Genomic DNA, 20,289 nt, shown 5'->3' with positions numbered 1-20,289 from the left:
CAGACTGGTCAGCGAGGATACGCGCCTCGTAAAGTCCCCACAAGACTGACCAGTCACCCCTGTCAAGCGCTGCGGCTTACGACTTTGGGCCAAGAGCCACGGAACACAAGGGATAGACTGTTCACAATCGACTGAAAAAATGTCTACAATTTTTTTCAGGGCGCCATTTGAAGCATCACCGGATCGCTCAATGGCAATAACCAGCGCGCCTGTCCGTTTTTCAATTCGCCACGTCTTGACCTGTCAACGACCCAACCTCGAGCCTCGACCTGCCTGCCCTGCAGTTGCTCCAGCGCCGACAGGTCGAAGCGCTTCAGTAGATTGGGCGCAACCCGCAGCACAACTGAATCCTGCAACTCGATCCAGATTCCGCCGCCATTGCGCTGTACCTTGCTCACAACGCCACCCACAACGGCAAACCCGGAACCTCTGATTTGCCCTGCTTCAATCACAGGGGACTGGCGCCACAACCCGAGTCTGGCCTGACGAGCACTTTGCTCGGCGGCTTGCTGGCAGGCCGCCAGATCGACATTAGGCGCCACCGCCACCTGGAAACCCAGGCCCTCGGCAAGCATTTGCGCTTCAAGATTGGCACCATCGGCACCGTAGACATGGGCCAGGGTTCGGCCATGGCGGTCTTTACGCTCTTTTCCGGGAAGCAGACCGACCCGCCCGGCGCTCGCCGCTACCAGGGCCTCCAGACGCTTGCGCGCCGCGACAGCAAAGGGCTCGTCAGTGCGGCCTTTCTTGCCAAGCTCTGGAGTGTTCAGGCCGATCATCCGCACATTGCGGCCATCGGTCAGCCGCAACGTGTCACCGTCGACGACTCGCTGTACCTGAGCCTGTGCCAGGCTGCTGGGTGCAGGGCAGAAGGCCTGGGCGCCGGAAAGCCAAATCGCGGACACAAAAAAGGCGCCCGCGAGGGACGCCTTTTTCAACAGCAAGGAAAGGCCCAAAGGGCGTTTCAACCTTACTCTGCAGCAGCAGGAGCTTTCTTGCCGAAAGCGCCGAAACGGTCTGCGAAGCGCTGTACACGGCCGCCAGTATCCAGAGTCTTCTGCTTACCGGTGTAGAACGGGTGGCACTCGTTGCATACGTCAGTGCCCAGTGGCTTGCACAGGTTCGAACGGGTTTCGAACTTGTTACCGCAGCTGCAAGTTACCTGGATGGTTTCGTATGCTGGATGGATATCGGCTTTCATGGTGTATTCCTCAGGCTAGCGTGCCGCCACTCAACACTATTGTTGAATACCGCACGTAATTAGGCCGCGGATTCTACCAGACAATCCCGATCACGCAAGCTGTCCCTTCTACCGACCGTCTGCTAGGCTCGCGACTTAAAGCACCCTCCCTGCAGGAGCGGGCTTGCTCGCGAAAGCGCTGTATCCGTTAGCACCATGGCGTCTGAGTCAACGCTTTCGCGAGCAAGCCTGCCCACACAGGTTTCATGCCCAGCCTGCATTTATTGCTCGCCCACAGAGACTCCCCCGCGTGCCCGACGCCATTTTGCGCCTAGCCCTGCCTTCGCCCCTGCGCCGCCTGTTCGATTACCGTGCTCCCGCCGGGGTCTTGCGTGCCCAGTTGCAACCGGGCATGCGCCTGAGGGTGCCGTTCGGCAGGCGGGAGATGATCGGGATCCTGGTAGAAGTCACCGATACCAGCGAAGTGCCTGTCGACAAGCTCAAGCCGGCCCTGGCCCTGCTCGACGTCACCGCGCCTCTGCCGCCGGCACTGTTCAAGCTGTGCCTGTGGACCTCCCAGTACTACCAGCATAGCCTCGGCGACACCTTGAGCTGGGCGCTGCCCGTGCTGCTGCGCCAGGGTGAGCTGGCCGAAGCGCGGCATGAGCGCTTCTGGTCGGCCGCACCCGGGGCCAGCCTCGATGACCCGCGTATCGCTCGCGCCCCGCGACAGCGCGAGGCCCTGGCTACCCTGGCGCAGCATCCCCACGGCGTGGCCCACCAGCTGCTGAGCAAGCTGATGCTGAGCAAGGACAGCCTGGATCTGCTGCTGGCCAAGGACCTGGTGCAGGTGGAAATCCGCAAGCATGCCCCGGGTGCCCGTCACGAACACTGGCTGGCCCAGCCGGAGCTGCCGCTCAACCCCGAGCAACGTGCGGCCTATGAAGCCATTCGCGCCGGCTTCGACAGTTATCACGCGTTCCTGCTGGCGGGCGTTACAGGCAGCGGCAAAACCGAAGTCTATCTACAACTCATCCGCGAAACCCTTGAAGCCGGAAAGCAGGCATTGGTGCTGATCCCGGAAATCAACCTTGGACCGCAAACCCTCGCGCGCTTCGAGCAACGTTTCAATGCACGCATCGCGCTGATTCACTCGGGGATCAACGACCGCGAACGCCTCGAAGCCTGGCTCGCCGCCCGGGATGGCGATGCCGACATTATTATCGGCACCCGCTCGGCACTGTTCACTCCGATGAAAAACCCCGGGCTGATCATCATCGACGAAGAGCACGACGGCTCCTATAAACAGCAAGAAGGTCTGCGTTATCACGCTCGGGACCTGGCGCTGGTGCGCGCTCGCCAGGAAAACATCCCGATCGTCCTCGGTTCGGCCACGCCTTCGCTGGAGAGCCTGCACAATGCCTACACCGGCCGTTACGGGTTGCTGCGCTTGAACGAGCGCGCCGGTGGCGCCAAGCAACCGCGTTTCCTGCGCCTGGACGTAAAGAGCCGTCCGCTGGATAGCGGTATTTCCGGCCCCATGCAGCAGGCGATCGGCCAGACCCTGGCTGCCGGGCAACAGGTATTGGTATTTCTCAACCGCCGGGGTTTTGCCCCGACTCTGCTGTGCCACGACTGCGGCTGGATGTCTGAATGCCAACGCTGTGATGCGCGAATGACCGTGCACCAACGCTCCGGCGAACTGCGCTGCCACCATTGCGGCTATGTCGAACGCGTGCCTCGGCATTGCCCGAAATGCGCGAAAGTGGATTTGCGCCCGGTAGGGGCTGGCACCGAGCGCGCCGAAGAGCGGCTGGCGATCCTGTTTCCAGAGGTGCCGGTACTGCGCGTAGACCGCGACAGCACTTCGCGCAAGGACGCCATGAACCAGTTGTTCGCGACCATCCAGAAAGGCCAGCCGTGCATTCTGGTGGGCACGCAGATGCTTGCCAAAGGTCATCACTTCCCCAGGGTGACCCTGGTGTCGATCCTGGATGCCGACGGCGGCCTGTTTTCCGGCGACTTCCGCGCCAGCGAGCGCATGGCCCAGCTGATAGTGCAGGTCGCCGGGCGTGCCGGGCGTGCCGAGGAACCAGGCAGGGTGATCATCCAGACTCACCTGGCCGATCATCCGCTGCTGGTGCAACTGACCGAGCAGGGTTATTTCGCCTTTGCCGAGCAAGCATTGAGCGAGCGGCGCTCGGCGGGCCTGCCACCCTTTGCCCACCTGGCGCTTTTGCGCGCAGAGGCACACAAACCGGGGCAGGCCGAAGGCTTTCTTGACGAAGCATGCAGCGAGGCCGAGCGTTTGCTGGCCGAGCAGAATTTGACCGGCATTGAGCTGCTCGGGCCGGTGCCCGCCCCCATGGAGCGTCGCGCGGGACGGTATCGCGCGCAGCTATTGTTGCAGGCGACAGCCCGCGCGCCGCTGCATCGGCTGCTGAGCAGTTGGTTGTTGGTGCTGGAGCAGATGCCGAGTGGGCGGGCGGTGCGTTGGTCGCTGGATGTCGATCCCGTCGATTTGTATTGAGGGTCAAAAGATCGTCCGAACGCGGCCCGAGCCTTCGGCAGCTCCTACCCCGATTGCGCTTCTCTGCAGGAGCTGCCGAAGGCTGCGATCTTTGCCGCTTTTGTCACCGCATATCCATAACCTGCCCGCTATAGTTGGCAAGCCCGTCTCCGCCACGGATAATGCCCAGTTTTTCCACCCGCGCATCCAGGCGCTGCCGCGCTTGCGGTCGAAAGAGAGCATCATGAAAGACACCATTCGCCAGCTGATCCAACAAGCCATCACCCAACTCGTCAACGAAGGTGTGTTGCCTGAAGGCCTGTCGCCGGCGATCCAGGTGGAAAACTCCCGCGACAAGAAGAACGGCGACTTCGCCAGCAACATCGCCATGATGCTGGCCAAACCGGCAGGCATGAAGCCCCGCGACCTGGCGGAAAAAATCATCGCCGCGCTGCCATCCGATGAAAACATCACCAAGACCGAAATCGCCGGCCCGGGCTTCCTGAACTTCTTCCAGAACACCCAGGCCCTGGCGTCCCGACTTGACGCGGCCTTGGCAGACGCAAACATCGGTGTGCGCAAGGCAGGCCCGACCCAACGGACCGTGGTCGACCTGTCCGCACCCAACCTCGCCAAGGAAATGCACGTCGGCCATTTGCGCTCGACCATCATTGGCGATGGCGTGGCTCGCGTCCTGGAGTTCCTCGGCGACGACGTGATCCGGCAGAACCATGTTGGCGACTGGGGCACCCAGTTCGGCATGCTGATGGCTTATCTGCAGGAAAACCCGATCACCAGTGATGAACTGTCGGACCTGGAAAACTTCTACCGCGCCGCCAAGGGCCGTTTCGACGAATCCGAAGAGTTCGCCGACCGTGCCCGCGGCCTGGTGGTCAAGCTGCAAGCCGGCGACCCGGAATGCCTGGCGTTGTGGACCAAGTTCAAAGACATCTCCTTGTCCCACTGCCAGAAAATCTACGAGCTGCTGAACGTCAAGCTGACCATGGCCGACGTGATGGGCGAAAGCGCCTACAACGACGACCTGATCAATGTGGTCAACGACCTCAAGGCCGCCGGCATGCTGGTGGAGAGCAACGGCGCCCAGTGCGTGTTCCTCGACGAATTCAAAAACGCCGACGGCGACCCGCTGCCGGTGATCATCGTCAAGGCCGATGGCGGCTACCTGTACGCCACCACCGACCTGGCGGCCGTGCGCTATCGCAGTGGCAAGCTCAAGGCTGATCGCGCCCTGTACTTCGTCGACCAGCGCCAGGCCCTGCACTTCCAGCAAGTGTTCGCCGTGGCCCGCAAGGCCGGCTTCGTGACCCATCCGATGGAAATGGAACACATGGGCTTCGGCACCATGAACGGCGCTGACGGCCGTCCATTCAAGACGCGCGATGGCGGCACCGTGAAACTGATCGACCTGTTGACCGAGGCCCAGGAACGCGCCTACACCCTGGTCAAGGACAAGAACCCGGAGCTGGCCGAAACCGAGCTGCGCAACATCGCCAAGGTGGTGGGCATCGGCGCGGTAAAATACGCCGACCTGTCCAAGCACCGAACCAGCGACTACAGCTTCAACTTCGACCTGATGCTGAATTTCGAAGGCAACACCGCGCCGTACCTGCTGTACGCCTACACCCGCGTGGCTGGCGTGTTCCGCAAGCTGGGCAAGGATTTCAGCGAAGTCGAAGGCCAGATCACCCTGGAAGCCGTCCATGAGCACGAACTGGCGGCCAAGCTGGCGCAGTTCGGTGAAGTGCTCAATAACGTTTGCGACAAAGGCACGCCGCACATTCTGTGCACCTACCTGTACGATGTCGCGGGCCTGTTCTCCAGCTTCTACGAGAACTGCCCGATTCTCAGCGCCGAAACCCCGGCGCAAATGCAGAGCCGCCTGCGCCTCGCCGCGCTGACCGGTCGCACTCTCAAGCAAGGCCTGGAACTCTTGGGTCTGGAAACTCTGGAGCGTATGTAAGTTGGCTGCCAAGAAAAAACCTGCACCCAAGCGTGGCGCCAGCCGTTACCAGGCACCTGCCAAGCAACCGATCCCGGGATGGCTGTGGATGGCCATCGGCCTGACGGTCGGTGCGTTCATTGTATTTTTGATGAAGCTGGAGCCTGGAAAAGGCAGCGAGAGCGTCAAGCGCGAGAAGATCGAGCAACAGAAAGCCACCCGGATCGCCGAGGCCAACAAGACCCCGCCGAGCCCGACGCAACCGGTGAAGCCAAAGTACGACTTCTACACGTTGCTGCCGGAATCGGAAGTCATCGTGCCTGCCGATGCCGTGCCGGAAAAAACCTTGCCGACACCCCAGGTGCCCGCGATTCCGACCACTCCGGTGACGCCGGAGCAGGCCGCCAAGATCGACACTGCGCGGGCGCAGGCAGCACTGGCCGGGATTACCCCACCGCCAGCGCCGCCGGTGAGCAAGGCCGCACCGGTGACCAAGTTCTTCCTGCAGGCCGGCTCGTTCCGCAAGGAGGCTGACGCAGACAAGGTTCGGGCGCAGATCATCCTGCTGGGCCAGGCCGTGGCGGTTGAGTCCGGCACCGTGAAGGACGAGACCTGGTACCGGGTGCTGGTCGGGCCGTTCAGCAATCGCGAACAACTGACCACCGCGCAGAAACAACTGGCGGGCAGCGGCTTCAGCAACCTGTTGTTACAACAACGCCAAAGCCGCTGAGTTCTTGCCATCGCAGCTCCCTCAGGAGACAACAATCCCTGTAGGAGCTGCCACACCGCTCGTCCTCTCTCCCTCCCCGCAGTTGAAAAACCCGTCACCACCCCCATATGAGTTTCCATAAGGCATTTTCGCCCCGCTGCGTGGAGACTCTCCCTTGACCACCATCGTTTCAGTTCGCCGCCACGGCAAAGTCGTCATGGGCGGCGACGGCCAGGTTTCTCTCGGCAATACCGTGATGAAAGGCAACGCGAAGAAAGTTCGACGCCTGTACCACGGCCAGGTTATCGCCGGTTTTGCCGGGGCCACGGCTGACGCCTTCACCCTTTTCGAGCGGTTTGAAGGTCAGCTTGAGAAACATCAGGGTCACCTGGTTCGCGCTGCTGTCGAACTCGCCAAAGAATGGCGTACCGACCGTACTCTGAGTCGTCTCGAAGCCATGTTGGCAGTGGCCAACAAGGATGCTTCGCTGATCATTACCGGCAACGGCGACGTGGTCGAGCCTGAAGAAGGCCTGATCGCCATGGGTTCCGGTGGCGGTTACGCCCAGGCCGCCGCAAGCGCGCTGCTGAAGAAGACCGACCTGTCCGCCCGGGAAATCGTCGAAACCGCACTCGGCATCGCTGGCGACATCTGCGTATTCACCAACCACACCCAGACCATTGAGGAGCAGGACTGCGCCGAATAAGCCTGTTTCGGCCTTTGTGCCACGGCTCATTCTTGCTTGAGGTCCGCCAATTATTATGTCTATGACTCCCCGTGAAATCGTCCACGAACTCAATCGCCATATCATCGGCCAGGACGATGCCAAACGCGCCGTCGCCATCGCCCTGCGTAATCGCTGGCGCCGGATGCAGCTGCCCGAAGAGCTGCGGGTTGAAGTAACCCCCAAGAACATTTTGATGATCGGCCCGACCGGTGTCGGCAAGACCGAAATCGCCCGTCGCCTGGCCAAGCTCGCCAACGCGCCGTTCATCAAGGTTGAAGCGACCAAGTTCACCGAAGTCGGTTATGTCGGTCGCGATGTCGAGTCGATAATTCGTGACCTGGCTGACGCCGCAATGAAACTGCTGCGCGAACAGGAAATGACCAAGGTTCGCCACCGCGCCGAAGATGCCGCCGAAGAGCGCATTCTTGACGCCCTGCTGCCACCGGCACGCGCGGGCTTCAACAGTGACGAAGCGGCTCCGTCTGCCGATTCCAATACCCGCCAGCTGTTCCGCAAGCGCCTGCGTGAAGGCCAGCTGGATGACAAGGAGATTGAAATCGAAGTCGCCGAAACGGCCGGCGTCGATATCTCCGCGCCGCCGGGCATGGAAGAAATGACCAACCAGCTGCAGAGCCTGTTTGCCAACATGGGCAAGGGCAAGAAAAAAGCGCGCAAGCTCAAGGTCAAGGAAGCGCTGAAACTGGTGCGCGACGAAGAGGCCGGGCGCCTGGTCAACGACGAAGAGCTCAAGGCCAAGGCCCTGGAAGCGGTTGAGCAGCACGGTATCGTGTTCATCGACGAAATCGACAAGGTCGCCAAGCGCGGCAACTCCGGCGGCGTCGATGTCTCTCGCGAAGGCGTGCAGCGCGACTTGCTGCCGCTGATCGAAGGCTGCACCGTCAATACCAAGCTGGGCATGGTCAAGACCGATCACATCCTGTTCATCGCCTCGGGTGCGTTCCACCTGAGCAAGCCGAGCGATCTGGTGCCGGAACTGCAAGGTCGCCTGCCGATCCGCGTTGAGCTCAAGGCACTGACGCCAGAAGACTTCGAGCGCATCCTCAGCGAGCCACATGCGTCCCTGACCGAGCAATATTGCGCATTGTTGAAAACCGAAGGCCTGGGCATCGAGTTCCAGCCGGACGGGATCAAGCGCATCGCCGAGATCGCCTGGCAGGTGAACGAAAAGACCGAGAACATCGGTGCCCGTCGCTTGCACACGCTGCTGGAGCGCTTGCTGGAAGAAGTGTCGTTCAGTGCCGGCGACCTCGCCAGCGCCCACGACGACAAGGTGATCATGATCGACGCCGAATACGTTAACAGCCACCTGGGCGAATTGGCGCAGAACGAAGACCTGTCCCGTTATATCCTGTAGGTCACCTGCGGCCCCGTAGGCGCTGCCAAAGGCTGCGATCTTTTGATCTTGATTTTCTCAGGGTCAAAAATCAAAAGATCGCAGCCTGCGGCAGCTCCCCTACAGGGTGCGTCACCACACGGACATCCGGCCATGATCCCCACCGACATCAAGCTGCACAAAGCCTCGAAAACCCTGTCGCTGAAATACGCGTCCGGCGAGGAACACCACCTGCCCGCAGAATTCCTGCGCGTGCACTCCCCTTCCGCCGAGGTCCAGGGCCACGGCAAACCCATCCTGCAATTTGGCAAGATCGCCGTCGGCCTGAGCAAGGTCGAACCGGCCGGTCAGTACGCACTGAAATTGACCTTCGATGACGGCCACGACAGCGGCCTGTTCACCTGGGAATATCTGTATCAGCTGGGCGTGCGCCAGGAAGACCTCTGGAACGATTATCTTGCAGAGCTCAAGGCTGCCGGAAAAACCCGCGACCCGAACCAATCCGTCGTCAGGCTGATGCTCTAGTCCGCACCTCTTGCTCATTAGAAGGCATTTTCTAATTTCATCTGTTTGAATGCTCCGCTCCAGGGCCGACGATTAGCCCGCTTGCGAAAAAAATTAAACTCGGGTAACCAATGGAGCTGGCAAGTTCCCTGCAGTGCTCTCTGCATAAAAGCAGTGGTGCAGAACTATCGGTCACCCGAGTAGTAGTACCTGGCATTTGCTGTGTGACTACACAGCTGGACTCAGGTACTCGTCTCAGGACAATGGAGCGTCGTAGATGAGTAACAAGAATAACGATGACCTGAAATCTCAGGCCTCGGAAAATACCTTGGGGCTGAATCCTGTCGTTGGACTGCGTAGAAAGGATCTTCTGGGCTCAGCTCGAATGGTGCTGACCCAAGCCATCAAACAACCGATTCACAGCGTCAAGCACGTTGCCCATTTCGGCCTCGAACTCAAGAATGTCCTGTTCGGTAAATCCGAACTCCAGCCTGCCGGTGATGATCGCCGCTTCGCCGACCCGGCCTGGAGCCAGAACCCGCTCTACAAACGTTATCTGCAAACCTACCTGGCGTGGCGCAAGGAACTCCACGACTGGATCGACGACAGCAGTCTTTCGCCCAAGGATGTCGCCCGCGGGCACTTCGTCATCAACCTCATGACCGAGGCAATGGCCCCGACCAACAGTGCAGCCAACCCGGCGGCGGTCAAACGCTTTTTCGAAACCGGGGGCAAGAGCCTGCTCGACGGCCTCTCGCATCTGGCCAAGGACCTGGTACACAACGGCGGCATGCCCAGCCAGGTCAACATGGGTGCGTTCGAAGTGGGCAAGAGCCTGGGTGTGACCGAAGGCGCGGTAGTGTTTCGCAACGACGTACTGGAGCTGATCCAGTACCGGCCGATCACCGAGCAGGTGCACGAGCGCCCGCTGCTGGTAGTGCCACCGCAAATCAACAAGTTCTATGTATTCGACCTCAGTCCGGATAAGAGCCTGGCGCGGTTCTGCCTGCGCAACAACGTGCAGACCTTCATCGTCAGCTGGCGCAACCCGACCAAGGAGCAGCGCGAGTGGGGCCTGTCGACTTATATCGAAGCACTCAAGGAAGCAGTCGACGTCGTCACCGCTATCACCGGCAGCAAGGACGTGAACATGCTCGGCGCCTGCTCCGGCGGGATCACCTGCACTGCGCTGCTGGGGCACTATGCCGCGATCGGCGAGAAGAAGGTCAATGCCCTGACGCTCCTGGTCAGCGTCCTGGACACGACGCTGGACAGCGACGTAGCGTTGTTCGTCGACGAGCAAACCCTCGAAGCCGCCAAGCGCCACTCCTATCAGGCCGGTGTACTGGAAGGCCGCGACATGGCGAAAGTCTTCGCCTGGATGCGCCCCAACGACCTGATCTGGAACTACTGGGTCAATAACTACCTGCTGGGCAACGAGCCGCCGGTGTTCGACATCCTGTTCTGGAACAACGACACCACGAGATTGCCCGCCGCCTTCCACGGCGACCTGATCGAGATGTTCAAAAACAACCCACTGATCCGCCCGAATGCACTGGAAGTGTGCGGCACCGCCATCGACCTGAAGCAGGTCACGGCCGACATTTTTTCCCTTGCCGGCACCAACGACCACATCACGCCGTGGAAATCCTGCTACAAGTCGGCGCAACTGTTTGGCGGTAACGTCGAGTTCGTGCTGTCGAGCAGCGGCCACATCCAAAGCATCCTGAACCCGCCTGGCAATCCAAAGTCACGTTATATGACCGGCAGCGAAATGGCGGTGAACGCCGAGCAGTGGCAGGAGAATTCCACCAAGCACACGGACTCCTGGTGGCTGCACTGGCAGGCCTGGCAGGCGGAGCGTTCAGGCAAGCTGAAGAAATCGCCGACCAGCCTGGGCAACAAGACCTTCGCCGCCGGCGAAGCTGCACCGGGCACATACGTACACGAGCGGTAACCGATACACCCCGGTCTGCAGGAGCTGCCGCAGGCTGCGATCTTTTGATTCTGGTTTTTCAACATCAAGATCAAAGATCGCAATCCTGGGCAGCTCCTACGGCGTTCGGGGATGAATTCACCCACAGGGCCTGAAGCATGCCGCAACCGTTCATTTTTCGTACCGTCGACCTGGATGGCCAGACCCTCCGGACCGCCGTACGCCCCGGCAAGCCTCATTTGACGCCCTTGCTGATTTTCAACGGCATCGGCGCCAACCTGGAGCTGGTATTTCCGTTTGTCGCGGCGCTGGACCCGGACCTGGAAGTCATCGCCTTCGATGTTCCGGGAGTGGGTGGCTCGTCGACGCCAAGTCGGCCCTACCGCTTTCCGGGCCTGGCGAAACTCACGGCACGCATGCTCGACTACCTCGACTACGGCCGGGTCAACGTGATCGGCGTGTCCTGGGGCGGCGCCCTGGCCCAACAGTTTGCCTACGACTACCCCGAACGCTGCAAGAAACTCGTCCTGGCTGCGACTGCGGCCGGTGCGGTGATGGTCCCGGGTAAACCCAAAGTACTGTGGATGATGGCCAGCCCCAGGCGCTACATCCAGCCGTCCCATGTGATCCGTATCGCACCGATGATTTACGGCGGCTCGTTCCGCCGCGACTCGACCCTGGCGGCCAGCCATGCGGCGAAAGTCCGTTCAGCGGGCAAGCTTGGCTATTACTGGCAGCTGTTCGCCGGCCTTGGCTGGACCAGCATTCACTGGCTGCACAAAATTCACCAGCCGACCCTGGTTCTGGCCGGTGATGACGACCCATTGATCCCCCTGGTCAACATGCGCCTGCTGGCCTGGCGGATTCCCAACGCTCAGTTGCACATCATCGATGACGGTCATTTGTTCCTGATCACCAGGGCCGAAGCGGTGGCGCCGATCATCATGAAATTCCTCGAAGAGGAACGCCAGCGCGCAGTGATGCACCCGCATCCGGCGCCATTGGGCGGTTAACCGGCAGCGGCGTTTGGTCACAAAAAGGAATCGGCAGGACGCCGTACCGCGCAACAACCCGTTAGTGCGGCTATGGTGTTCTGGTCCAGTGAGTTTGTTTTTGGCCTGAAGACGAAGGAGTGTTGAGTCATGCGCGAAAAACCAGTGCGGGATTCCCTGCCCACTCCCGCCGCGTTCATCAACGCACAAAGTGCGATTACCGGCTTGCGTGGCCGCGATATGCTGTCGACCTTGCGCAGTGTGGCCGCTCACGGCTTGCGCAATCCGCTGCACAGTGCCCGGCACGCGTTGAAGTTCGGCGGCCAGTTGGGTCGCGTGCTGTTGGGCGAAACCCTGCACCCGACCAACCCGCAGGACAATCGGTTTGCCGACCCCGCGTGGAGTCTCAATCCATTTTACCGCCGCAGCCTGCAGGCCTATCTCAGCTGGCAGAAGCAGGTCAAAAGCTGGATCGACGAGAGCAATATGAGCCCCGACGATCGAGCCCGCGCGCACTTCGCGTTCGCCTTGCTCAACGACGCCGTGGCACCTTCCAACTCGTTGTTCAACCCGCTGGCAATCAAGGAAATCTTCAACTCGGGTGGCAACAGCCTGGTGCGCGGAATCAGCCATCTGGTCGATGACTTGCTGCACAACGACGGCCTGCCCCGGCAAGTCACCAAACAGGCCTTCGAAGTCGGTAAAACCGTCGCGACAACCACAGGCTCCGTGGTGTTTCGCAATGAATTACTGGAGTTGATCCAGTACCGGCCGATGAGCGAGAAACAGTATTCGAAACCCTTGCTGGTGGTGCCGCCGCAGATTAACAAGTACTACATTTTTGACCTGAGCCCCGCCAACAGCTTCGTCCAGTTCGCCCTGAAAAACGGCCTGCAGACCTTCATGATCAGCTGGCGCAACCCCGATGTACGTCACCGTGAATGGGGTCTTTCGACCTACGTTGAAGCTGTCGAGGAAGCGATGAACGTTTGCCGGGCGATCACCGGCGCGCGGGAGGTCAACCTCATGGGCGCCTGCGCCGGGGGCCTGACCATTGCCGCGCTGCAAGGTCACCTGCAGGCCAAGCGCCAGTTGCGCCGGGTCTCCAGCGCTACCTACCTGGTCAGCCTGCTGGACAGTCAGATGGACTCCCCCGCCACCCTGTTCGCCGATGAGCAGACACTGGAAGCGGCCAAGCGTCGCTCTTACCAGAAAGGTGTGCTGGACGGCCGCGACATGGCCAAGGTGTTCGCCTGGATGCGTCCCAACGACCTGATCTGGAGTTACTTCGTCAACAATTACCTGCTGGGCAAAGAACCGCCGGCCTTCGACATTCTCTATTGGAACAACGACAACACCCGTCTGCCAGCGGCGCTGCATGGCGATCTGCTGGACTTCTTCAAACACAATCCGCTGAGTCACCCCGGCGGGCTGGAGGTGTGCGGCACGCCAATCGACCTGCAGAAGGTCACGGTCGACAGCTTCAGCGTGGCCGGCATCAACGATCACATCACGCCGTGGGATGCGGTGTACCGCTCCACCTTGCTGCTTGGCGGCGACAGGCGTTTCGTGCTGTCCAACAGCGGCCACGTGCAGAGCATCCTCAACCCGCCGAGCAACCCGAAAGCCAATTTTGTCGAAGGCGCCAAACTGAGCCTCGACCCACGGGCCTGGTTTTATGACGCCAAGCAGGTCGATGGCAGCTGGTGGACCCAATGGCTGAGTTGGGTCCAGGCACGCTCAGGGGCGCAGAAAGAAACGCACATGGCCCTCGGCAATCAGAACTATCCACCGATGGAGGCTGCACCCGGCACCTATGTGCGAGTGCGCTGACGTTCAACGAACCATTAAGAAGACTGGATGAAGACCCGCGATCGGATTCTCGAATGTGCCTTGCAGTTGTTCAACCAGAAGGGCGAACCGAACGTTTCGACCATGGAAGTGGCCAACGAAATGGGCATCAGCCCGGGCAACCTCTACTACCACTTTCACGGCAAGGAGCCGCTGATACTGGGTTTGTTCGAGCGCTTTCAAAACGAACTGTCGCCGCTGCTCGACCCGCCGCCGGACGCGCATTTGGCACCGGAAGATTACTGGCTGTTCCTGCACCTGATTGTCGAGCGGCTGGCGCATTACCGTTTCCTGTTTCAGGACCTGTCCAATCTGGCAGGCCGCCTGCCCAAGCTGGCCAAGGGGATCCGCAACCTGCTCAACGCGTTGAAGCGCACGCTGGCCTCGCTGTTGGCGCGCTTGAAGGCTCAGGGGCAGCTGGTCAGCGATACCCAGGCACTTGGGCAATTGGTAGAGCAGATCACTATGACCTTGCTGTTTTCACTGGACTACCAGCGGATCCTCGATCGCGAGGGTGAGGTCCGGTTGGTGGTTTACCAGATCATGATGCTGGTGGCGCCGCACTTGTTGCCGCCGATCAAGGTGGCGACCGAGCACCTGGCGATGCAATACCTGGAAGAACACGGGTAAAAGATCACCGTCCACCACCATAGGAGCTGCCGAGTGCAACGAGGCTGCGATCTTTTGATTTTTAAAGATCAAAAGATCGCAGCCTTCGGCAGCTCCTACAGGGATGATGCTGTGCATAAAAAAACGCCCGACCTTTGCAGGCCGGGCGTTTTTATTGAGTCCTGGAATCAGGACTGACTGGTTGGCGTCGATGGTGCTGGCGCGGCAGTCGGGGTTGCAGCCGGGGTCGGCGCGGCGGCCGAGTTCGACGTGCTGGCCGGGGCCGGGGTCGGCTTGGCGGCAGCCGTTGCGGCTGGTTTTGCTGCAGCGGCTTTCGGCGCCGCCGGCTTCTTCACTGCAGGCTTCTTCGCTGCGGCAGGTTTTGCCGCTGGCTTGGCAGCGGGTTTGGCCGCTGTGCTTTTTGCAGCAGGTTTGGCTGCAGCCGTCTTGGCCGCAGGTTTGGCTGCCGGCTTGGCGGTGGCTTTTGCAGCAGCAGATTTGACGGCTGACTTCGCTGCAGCGGGTTTCGCTGCGGCAGTCTTGGCCACCGACTTGGCGGCAGACGCGGCTTTCGCTGCTGTCTTGGCTACCGGCTTGGCGACAGCTTTGGCCAGTGGCTTGGCAGCCGGTTTGGCCGCTGCGGTTTTAGTCGCCACTGGCGCGACCTTGGCGCCGGTGAGTTTTTCGATCTGCTTGGTCAGGGTATCGACCTTGCTATGCAGTGCCTTGACTTCATTACGGCTCGGCACGCCCAGACGCGAAATGGCGCTGTTCAGGCGCTTGTCAAAAGCCCCTTCGAGCTCATCCCACTTGCCCAGTGCACGATCTTTCACGCCGCTGATGCGCGACTTGGCCGACGTGGCGGAGTCTTTTGCCGCATCGACTTTATCGCCGACTGCATTCTTGGCGAGCTTCTCGGCTTTCTCGCCGTCTTTTACCAAGGTATCGAAGAGCTTGCTGCCGTCAGTGTCGATCTTCGAGTACACGCCTAAACCGGCCAGCCAGATTTTGCGGGAGTAGTCTTCAACTTTCCCGATCCACGAGCTGCCTTCTTTTTCGGTGTTCTTTTTACCAGCCATCCCGTTCTCCTTAAGATTTACGCGCGACGCGTTCGAGCAATGCCGTCAGCTCATCGAGCTTAGCAGAGAGTGTCTCAACGTCATGTTTAGACGGAATGCCGATACGATTCAAGGCACTTGCAACGCGCGAGTCAAAAGCCTTCTCGACCTTGTCGAGTTGCAGTTCGACTTTGCCTTTGAAACTACTGACTTCACTCTTTGCTTCATCGATCTCGGAGTTGGCGGCTTCAAGTTTTTCCGCAACTACCTTTTTACCTTTCTTTTCAACAGTTTGACCTTCCTTGATCAACTCCTGAAAGTATTCGCTGCCTTCTTGGCCGACCTTGGTGTAGGCCCCCAGGCCTGCCAGCCAGATCTTGCGGGCATAAGATTTGACGTCGCCCAGAGCAGATGTCGAAGCGTCGATTTTTTTCTTCAAAATAACTTTGGCCATGGTGCACCTCACGCGCAGAAGGTTTGAGGAACTGCCCGCGAAAGAGTCGGGCTCAGGCACAAAGTAGTGAGAATAATTAGAAACGGCACCCTAACAACTGACATGAAACGGTGGTGCCTGAATGAAAAGATCGCAGCCCTCGGCAGCGCCTACAGGGGAATGTGGACTCTGTAGGGCTGCCGAAGGCTGCGATCTCTTGAGCTTCAGGCCAGGGCCTTGTCCAGCGCCTTTTCAATCTCGGCTTTGATCATACCGCTCATGGCCGACATCATCAGGCCCAACTCCACGTCGACCTTGATCGAATCCTCGGCCACATGCACCGCGCCCTTCACCCCCGAGCGCTTGAGATTCAGGGTATCGCCCGCCCACTGCGGCTCCAGGCCATACTGATCGGACAGTTTCTGCGCCAGCTGGTCGGCCTTCTCGCGAGCCGCTTCCTTGCCCAGCGCGTGGGCACGTTCAACACTAATACGGGCCATCAAATGACTCCTGCTTTATGAATGCTTCCTGAAGCATCTTGACCGCCGCTGCGGCAAAACGTCCCGGTGATTGCCTATCTTACCTTTAGCCACTCCAAGACAAAGCAGGCCACCGGGATTAGAATGTCCCGCATTCTCTTCTGGTGACAGCGATATGACTGATCAGCGCAAAGGCAGCGATGCCGAACCCACCACTCACTTCGGTTTCAAAAACGTTCCGGAAAGCCAAAAAGCGGAAAAAGTCGCTGAGGTTTTCCACTCGGTAGCCGCCAAGTACGACCTGATGAACGACCTCCTGTCGGGCGGCATGCACCGTTTGTGGAAGCGTTTTGCGATCGAACTGTCGGGTGTTCGCACCGGTAACCGGGTGCTGGACATCGCTGGCGGCACCGGCGACCTGACCAAAAAATTCTCGCACCTGGTAGGCCCTACCGGCCAGGTCGTGCTGGCCGACATCAACGAATCCATGCTCAAGGTCGGTCGTGACCGCCTGCTGGACCTCGGTGTTGCCGGCAACGTCGAATTCGTCCAGGCCGATGCGGAAAAGCTGCCCTTCCCGGACAACCATTTTGATTGCGTGACCATCGCCTTCGGCCTGCGCAACGTGACGCACAAGGAAGACGCCCTGCGTTCGATGCTGCGCGTACTCAAGCCGGGTGGCCGCCTGCTGGTGCTGGAATTCTCCAAACCGACCAACGCGCTGATGTCCAAAGCCTACGACGCCTACTCGTTCGCCTTCATGCCGTTGATGGGCAAGCTGATCACCAACGACTCGGAAAGCTATCGCTACCTGGCCGAATCGATCCGCATGCACCCGAACCAGGAAACCCTGAAGTCGATGATGGTCGAGGCCGGTTTCGACCGCGTGACCTATCACAACATGACCGCAGGTATCGTTGCCCTGCACCGCGGCATCAAACCCTGATGTTGCTGGCCGGCCTGCTCGCCAGCGTTGAGCTCGGTCTTAACCGGGTGCTGCGTCTCGACAGCACGGCCTTGCCGCGCCTGGCGCATTTGAGTGGCAGAGTGATCGCCGTCGATTGCCGCAGCCCGGCATTCCAGCTGTTCATCCTGCCCAGCGACGAAGGCCTGATGCTCGCCTCCCAGTGGGAGACCGGCGCCGACTGCACCTTGCGTGCCCCGGCCTCAAGCCTGCTGAAACTGGCCATGAGCAAGGACAAGACGGCCGTGCTGCACGGCCCGGAAGTCGAGCTCGACGGCGACAGCGGCGTGCTGCTGGAACTGGCGGCGATCCTCCAGGACCTCGAGCTGGACTGGGAGTACGAACTCTCGCGCTGGCTGGGACCTGTGGCAACACAACTGGTCGGCGGTCATTTGCGCAGTCGCGCGCGCTGGTACCAGCAAGGATTTGTCAGCCTCGGCCAAAACCTGGGCGAATACCTGGCCGAAGAATCGCGCACCCTCGTCGGTCAGCGCGAAGCTGAAGCCCGTTTCAGTGAACTGGACCAGATCAAACTTGATCTGGAACGTCTCGAGGCGCGTTTCGAGCGCCTTTCCCGATCCCTCGACCCAAGCGATAACGCATGAAGCTGCTTGCCGTCCGCCGTTTGTTGCGCATCCAGCGCGTTGTGATTCGCTACCGTCTCGATGACCTGCTGTTCGCCCTGCCACTGCCATGGTTCCTGCTGGCGCTGCGGTATGCATTGCCGTGGCGCTGGTTCCCGCGCAAAACGCTGGAGCTGAGCCGCGGCGCCCGACTGCGCCTGGCGCTGCAGGACCTGGGACCAATCTTCATCAAGTTCGGGCAGATCCTGTCCACCCGCCGCGACCTGCTGCCGGAAGACATCGCCGATGAATTGATGCTGCTGCAGGACCGTGTCCCGCCGTTCGATTCACAGGTGTCGATCAAGCTCATCGAAGAGCAGCTGGGCAAGAAGATCAGCGAAGTGTTCAGCCGATTCGACGTCGAACCGCTCGCTTCGGCTTCGGTGGCGCAGGTGCATGCCGCGCAGCTCAAGACCGGTGAAGAAGTCGTGGTCAAGGTGATCCGCCCGGGCCTCAAGCCGATCATCGCCCAGGACCTGGCATGGCTGTTCATCCTGGCTCGCGCGGCAGAAAAGCTCTCGGCCGATGCGCGTCTGCTGCACCCGGTGGACGTAGTCCTGGACTACGAGAAAACCATCTACGACGAACTCGACCTGCTGCGCGAAGCCGCCAACGCCAGCCAGCTCAAGCGCAACTTCGAAGGCTCGCCACTGCTCTACGTGCCGCAAGTCTATTGGGATTGGTGCCGGCCCAAAGTGCTGGTGATGGAGCGCATCTACGGGGTTCAGGTGACCGACCTCGCGACCCTGGCCGACCAGCGCACCGACATGAAGATGCTCGCCGAACGCGGCGTCGAAATCTTCTTTACCCAGGTGTTCCGTGACAGCTTTTTCCATGCCGACATGCACCCGGGCAACATCTTCGTCAGCACCGTCAACCCGTGGAGCCCGCAGTACATTGCGATCGACTGCGGCATCGTTGGCAGCCTGACCCCGGAAGACCAGGACTATCTGGCCCGCAACCTGTTCGCTTTCTTCAAACGCGACTATCGGCGAGTGGCCCAACTGCATATCGATTCGGGCTGGGTGCCGGCGGAAACCAAACTCAACGAATTCGAAGCGGCGATCCGCACTGTATGCGAACCGATCTTCGAAAAACCGTTAAAAGATATTTCATTCGGCCAGGTGCTGATGCGCCTGTTCCAGACCGCTCGACGCTTCAACATGGAAGTACAGCCGCAGCTTGTCCTGTTGCAGAAAACCCTGCTGAACATCGAAGGCCTGGGCCGCCAGCTGTACCCGGACCTCGATCTGTGGAACACCGCGCAACCGTTCCTCGAACGCTGGATGCGCGAGCGCGTCAGCCCCAAAGCCTTGCTGGGCAACGTGCAGAGCCAGTTCGAGCAGCTACCTCACCTGGCCAACATGGCCCGCGACCTGCTCGAACGCATGTCCCAGCCCCACGCCTACGACCCGCCGCCACCCTGGCACCGGCGACGTGACGAATGGTTCCTGCGCCTGCTCGGCACCGCTCACCTGGCGGGCGGCGCGGTACTCGCGATCGGCGGCCCGCTGAACGACCTGGCCTATTGGCCAGCCGGAATCATGATGGCGGTCGGTTTGTATCTGGTCGTTCGCCGATAGCCAGTTGTGTGATCCGCTGGCACACTGTTTCAACGTTGGACTCCGCTAATGAAGTGCGGAGCCCGCTGTCGGAGTCGAAGATGAAAAACTGGCTGGACGAAATCAAGTGGGACGCCGACGGCCTGGTGCCCGCGATTGCCCAGGATCACAAGACCGGGCGCGTCCTGATGATGGCCTGGATGAACCGTGAAGCGCTGCAACTGACTGCCGCAGAGAATCGTGCCATCTACTGGTCACGTTCCCGAGGCAAGCTGTGGCGCAAGGGTGAGGAGTCCGGGCATGTGCAGACCCTGCATGAGATGCGCCTGGACTGTGACGCCGACGTGATCATTCTGATGGTCGAGCAGATCGGCGACATCGCCTGCCATACCGGCCGCCAGAGCTGCTTCTATCGAGTCTTCGAGAACGGCGACTGGAAAACCGTCGACCCGGTACTTAAAGACCCGCACGCCATTTACTCCGCAGGACACACCCATGAGTGACACCCTGACCCGCCTGGCCGAAGTGCTGGAAGAGCGCAAAGGCGCCGCTGCCGACAGCTCGTATGTTGCCAGCCTGTACCACAAGGGCCTGAACAAGATTCTGGAAAAAGTTGGCGAAGAATCCGTCGAAACCATCATTGCCGCCAAGGACGCTGCCATCAGCGGCGACTGCAGCGATGTGATCTACGAAACTGCTGACTTGTGGTTCCACAGCATGGTCATGCTCGCCCAACTGGGGCAGCATCCACAGGCTGTACTCGATGAACTCGACCGTCGCTTCGGTCTGTCCGGACACGCCGAGAAAGCCTCGCGCCCGTCCGCCTGAACAACTATTAG

The 20,289-nt window shown here is 60.3% G+C and carries 20 protein-coding genes; 15 read left to right on the top strand and 5 right to left on the bottom strand.

What is annotated here, in order from left to right; translation table 11 throughout:
- Window positions 1–155: 155 nt before the first annotated feature.
- Both EQV97_RS16345 and rpmE read right to left on the bottom strand, forming a co-directional pair.
- Window positions 156–944: a thermonuclease family protein gene (locus tag EQV97_RS16345; protein ID WP_240889341.1), complete on the bottom strand. Its 789-nt coding sequence runs from the start codon at window positions 942–944 to the stop codon at window positions 156–158.
- Window positions 945–970: 26 nt separating this feature from the next.
- Window positions 971–1,201, bottom strand: a complete 231-nt coding sequence (rpmE, locus tag EQV97_RS16340) for a 50S ribosomal protein L31 (RefSeq protein WP_029296053.1) — start codon at window positions 1,199–1,201, stop codon at window positions 971–973.
- Between the two features lie 289 nt (window positions 1,202–1,490).
- Between rpmE and EQV97_RS16335 the strand changes: the two genes are divergently transcribed.
- The 10 genes from EQV97_RS16335 (at window position 1,491) to EQV97_RS16290 (ending at window position 14,352) form a co-directional block, all read left to right on the top strand.
- The gene (locus EQV97_RS16335; RefSeq protein WP_240889264.1) at window positions 1,491–3,710 is read left to right on the top strand and encodes a primosomal protein N'; all 2,220 of its coding nucleotides are present in this window, start codon (window positions 1,491–1,493) and stop codon (window positions 3,708–3,710) included.
- Between the two features lie 223 nt (window positions 3,711–3,933).
- On the top strand, window positions 3,934–5,670 hold the full coding sequence (argS, locus tag EQV97_RS16330) for an arginine--tRNA ligase (protein ID WP_045061947.1): 1,737 nt from the start codon (window positions 3,934–3,936) through the stop codon (window positions 5,668–5,670).
- Between the two features lies 1 nt (window position 5,671).
- On the top strand, window positions 5,672–6,379 hold the full coding sequence (locus EQV97_RS16325) for an SPOR domain-containing protein (protein ID WP_045061948.1): 708 nt from the start codon (window positions 5,672–5,674) through the stop codon (window positions 6,377–6,379).
- Window positions 6,380–6,533: 154 nt separating this feature from the next.
- On the top strand, window positions 6,534–7,064 hold the full coding sequence (hslV, locus tag EQV97_RS16320) for an ATP-dependent protease subunit HslV (protein ID WP_007948954.1): 531 nt from the start codon (window positions 6,534–6,536) through the stop codon (window positions 7,062–7,064).
- Between the two features lie 55 nt (window positions 7,065–7,119).
- Window positions 7,120–8,460: an ATP-dependent protease ATPase subunit HslU gene (gene hslU, locus EQV97_RS16315; protein ID WP_122841480.1), complete on the top strand. Its 1,341-nt coding sequence runs from the start codon at window positions 7,120–7,122 to the stop codon at window positions 8,458–8,460.
- Between the two features lie 132 nt (window positions 8,461–8,592).
- A complete protein-coding gene (locus tag EQV97_RS16310; protein ID WP_122841479.1) occupies window positions 8,593–8,964 on the top strand; it encodes a DUF971 domain-containing protein in 372 nt (123 codons plus the stop codon).
- A 256-nt stretch (window positions 8,965–9,220) separates the two neighbouring features.
- Window positions 9,221–10,900: a class II poly(R)-hydroxyalkanoic acid synthase gene (gene phaC, locus EQV97_RS16305; RefSeq protein ID WP_225569300.1), complete on the top strand. Its 1,680-nt coding sequence runs from the start codon at window positions 9,221–9,223 to the stop codon at window positions 10,898–10,900.
- Window positions 10,901–11,037: 137 nt separating this feature from the next.
- Window positions 11,038–11,892, top strand: coding sequence for a poly(3-hydroxyalkanoate) depolymerase (gene phaZ / locus EQV97_RS16300; RefSeq protein ID WP_045061952.1), 855 nt, complete (start codon window positions 11,038–11,040; stop codon window positions 11,890–11,892).
- A 129-nt stretch (window positions 11,893–12,021) separates the two neighbouring features.
- The gene (gene phaC, locus EQV97_RS16295) at window positions 12,022–13,704 is read left to right on the top strand and encodes a class II poly(R)-hydroxyalkanoic acid synthase (protein WP_240889263.1); all 1,683 of its coding nucleotides are present in this window, start codon (window positions 12,022–12,024) and stop codon (window positions 13,702–13,704) included.
- A gap of 27 nt (window positions 13,705–13,731) precedes the next feature.
- Window positions 13,732–14,352, top strand: coding sequence for a TetR/AcrR family transcriptional regulator (locus EQV97_RS16290; RefSeq protein WP_122841476.1), 621 nt, complete (start codon window positions 13,732–13,734; stop codon window positions 14,350–14,352).
- Between the two features lie 167 nt (window positions 14,353–14,519).
- Here the strand turns inward: EQV97_RS16290 and EQV97_RS16285 are convergent, their stop codons facing one another.
- The 3 genes from EQV97_RS16285 to EQV97_RS16275 form a co-directional block, all read right to left on the bottom strand.
- Window positions 14,520–15,410 carry a phasin family protein gene (locus EQV97_RS16285; protein ID WP_122841475.1) on the bottom strand — a complete coding sequence of 297 codons (891 nt, stop codon included), beginning with the start codon at window positions 15,408–15,410 and terminating at the stop codon, window positions 14,520–14,522.
- A gap of 10 nt (window positions 15,411–15,420) precedes the next feature.
- On the bottom strand, window positions 15,421–15,843 hold the full coding sequence (locus EQV97_RS16280) for a phasin family protein (RefSeq protein WP_045061956.1): 423 nt from the start codon (window positions 15,841–15,843) through the stop codon (window positions 15,421–15,423).
- A 203-nt stretch (window positions 15,844–16,046) separates the two neighbouring features.
- Window positions 16,047–16,322: a polyhydroxyalkanoic acid system family protein gene (locus tag EQV97_RS16275; RefSeq protein WP_045061957.1), complete on the bottom strand. Its 276-nt coding sequence runs from the start codon at window positions 16,320–16,322 to the stop codon at window positions 16,047–16,049.
- 154 nt (window positions 16,323–16,476) lie between these two features.
- Between EQV97_RS16275 and ubiE the strand changes: the two genes are divergently transcribed.
- From ubiE to EQV97_RS16250, 5 genes are all read left to right on the top strand, one after another.
- The gene (ubiE, locus tag EQV97_RS16270; RefSeq protein ID WP_007948968.1) at window positions 16,477–17,247 is read left to right on the top strand and encodes a bifunctional demethylmenaquinone methyltransferase/2-methoxy-6-polyprenyl-1,4-benzoquinol methylase UbiE; all 771 of its coding nucleotides are present in this window, start codon (window positions 16,477–16,479) and stop codon (window positions 17,245–17,247) included.
- Window positions 17,247–17,870 carry an SCP2 domain-containing protein gene (locus EQV97_RS16265; protein ID WP_122841474.1) on the top strand — a complete coding sequence of 208 codons (624 nt, stop codon included), beginning with the start codon at window positions 17,247–17,249 and terminating at the stop codon, window positions 17,868–17,870. Before ubiE ends, EQV97_RS16265 begins: the two co-directional genes overlap by 1 nt.
- Window positions 17,867–19,471 carry a ubiquinone biosynthesis regulatory protein kinase UbiB gene (gene ubiB / locus EQV97_RS16260; protein WP_240889262.1) on the top strand — a complete coding sequence of 535 codons (1,605 nt, stop codon included), beginning with the start codon at window positions 17,867–17,869 and terminating at the stop codon, window positions 19,469–19,471. The genes EQV97_RS16265 and ubiB overlap by 4 nt, the downstream gene beginning before the upstream one ends.
- Window positions 19,472–19,551: 80 nt before the next feature.
- On the top strand, window positions 19,552–19,953 hold the full coding sequence (hisI, locus tag EQV97_RS16255) for a phosphoribosyl-AMP cyclohydrolase (RefSeq protein ID WP_007936797.1): 402 nt from the start codon (window positions 19,552–19,554) through the stop codon (window positions 19,951–19,953).
- Window positions 19,946–20,278, top strand: a complete 333-nt coding sequence (locus tag EQV97_RS16250) for a phosphoribosyl-ATP diphosphatase (protein WP_008047820.1) — start codon at window positions 19,946–19,948, stop codon at window positions 20,276–20,278. Before hisI ends, EQV97_RS16250 begins: the two co-directional genes overlap by 8 nt.
- Window positions 20,279–20,289: the final 11 nt, after the last annotated feature.

The sequence above is a fragment of the Pseudomonas sp. TMW22090 genome, assembly GCF_022496665.1.
Taxonomy (GTDB): Bacteria; Pseudomonadota; Gammaproteobacteria; order Pseudomonadales; family Pseudomonadaceae; genus Aquipseudomonas; species Aquipseudomonas gregormendelii.
This window is presented reverse-complemented; position numbering and strand designations above follow the sequence as displayed.

What these genes read in the sequence shown, in the direction of transcription:
- argS (WP_045061947.1), top strand. Translation starts at nt 3,934, where the DNA reads ATGAAAGACACCATTCGCCAGCTGATCCAACAAGCCATCACCCAACTC.
- EQV97_RS16250 (WP_008047820.1), top strand. Translation starts at nt 19,946, where the DNA reads ATGAGTGACACCCTGACCCGCCTGGCCGAAGTGCTGGAAGAGCGCAAA.
- phaZ (WP_045061952.1), top strand. Translation starts at nt 11,038, where the DNA reads ATGCCGCAACCGTTCATTTTTCGTACCGTCGACCTGGATGGCCAGACC.
- EQV97_RS16275 (WP_045061957.1), bottom strand. Translation starts at nt 16,322, where the DNA reads ATGGCCCGTATTAGTGTTGAACGTGCCCACGCGCTGGGCAAGGAAGCG.
- phaC (WP_225569300.1), top strand. Translation starts at nt 9,221, where the DNA reads ATGAGTAACAAGAATAACGATGACCTGAAATCTCAGGCCTCGGAAAAT.
- hslU (WP_122841480.1), top strand. Translation starts at nt 7,120, where the DNA reads ATGTCTATGACTCCCCGTGAAATCGTCCACGAACTCAATCGCCATATC.
- phaC (WP_240889263.1), top strand. Translation starts at nt 12,022, where the DNA reads ATGCGCGAAAAACCAGTGCGGGATTCCCTGCCCACTCCCGCCGCGTTC.
- EQV97_RS16265 (WP_122841474.1), top strand. Translation starts at nt 17,247, where the DNA reads ATGTTGCTGGCCGGCCTGCTCGCCAGCGTTGAGCTCGGTCTTAACCGG.
- ubiB (WP_240889262.1), top strand. Translation starts at nt 17,867, where the DNA reads ATGAAGCTGCTTGCCGTCCGCCGTTTGTTGCGCATCCAGCGCGTTGTG.
- EQV97_RS16280 (WP_045061956.1), bottom strand. Translation starts at nt 15,843, where the DNA reads ATGGCCAAAGTTATTTTGAAGAAAAAAATCGACGCTTCGACATCTGCT.
- EQV97_RS16290 (WP_122841476.1), top strand. Translation starts at nt 13,732, where the DNA reads ATGAAGACCCGCGATCGGATTCTCGAATGTGCCTTGCAGTTGTTCAAC.
- hisI (WP_007936797.1), top strand. Translation starts at nt 19,552, where the DNA reads ATGAAAAACTGGCTGGACGAAATCAAGTGGGACGCCGACGGCCTGGTG.
- rpmE (WP_029296053.1), bottom strand. Translation starts at nt 1,201, where the DNA reads ATGAAAGCCGATATCCATCCAGCATACGAAACCATCCAGGTAACTTGC.
- EQV97_RS16285 (WP_122841475.1), bottom strand. Translation starts at nt 15,410, where the DNA reads ATGGCTGGTAAAAAGAACACCGAAAAAGAAGGCAGCTCGTGGATCGGG.
- EQV97_RS16310 (WP_122841479.1), top strand. Translation starts at nt 8,593, where the DNA reads ATGATCCCCACCGACATCAAGCTGCACAAAGCCTCGAAAACCCTGTCG.
- ubiE (WP_007948968.1), top strand. Translation starts at nt 16,477, where the DNA reads ATGACTGATCAGCGCAAAGGCAGCGATGCCGAACCCACCACTCACTTC.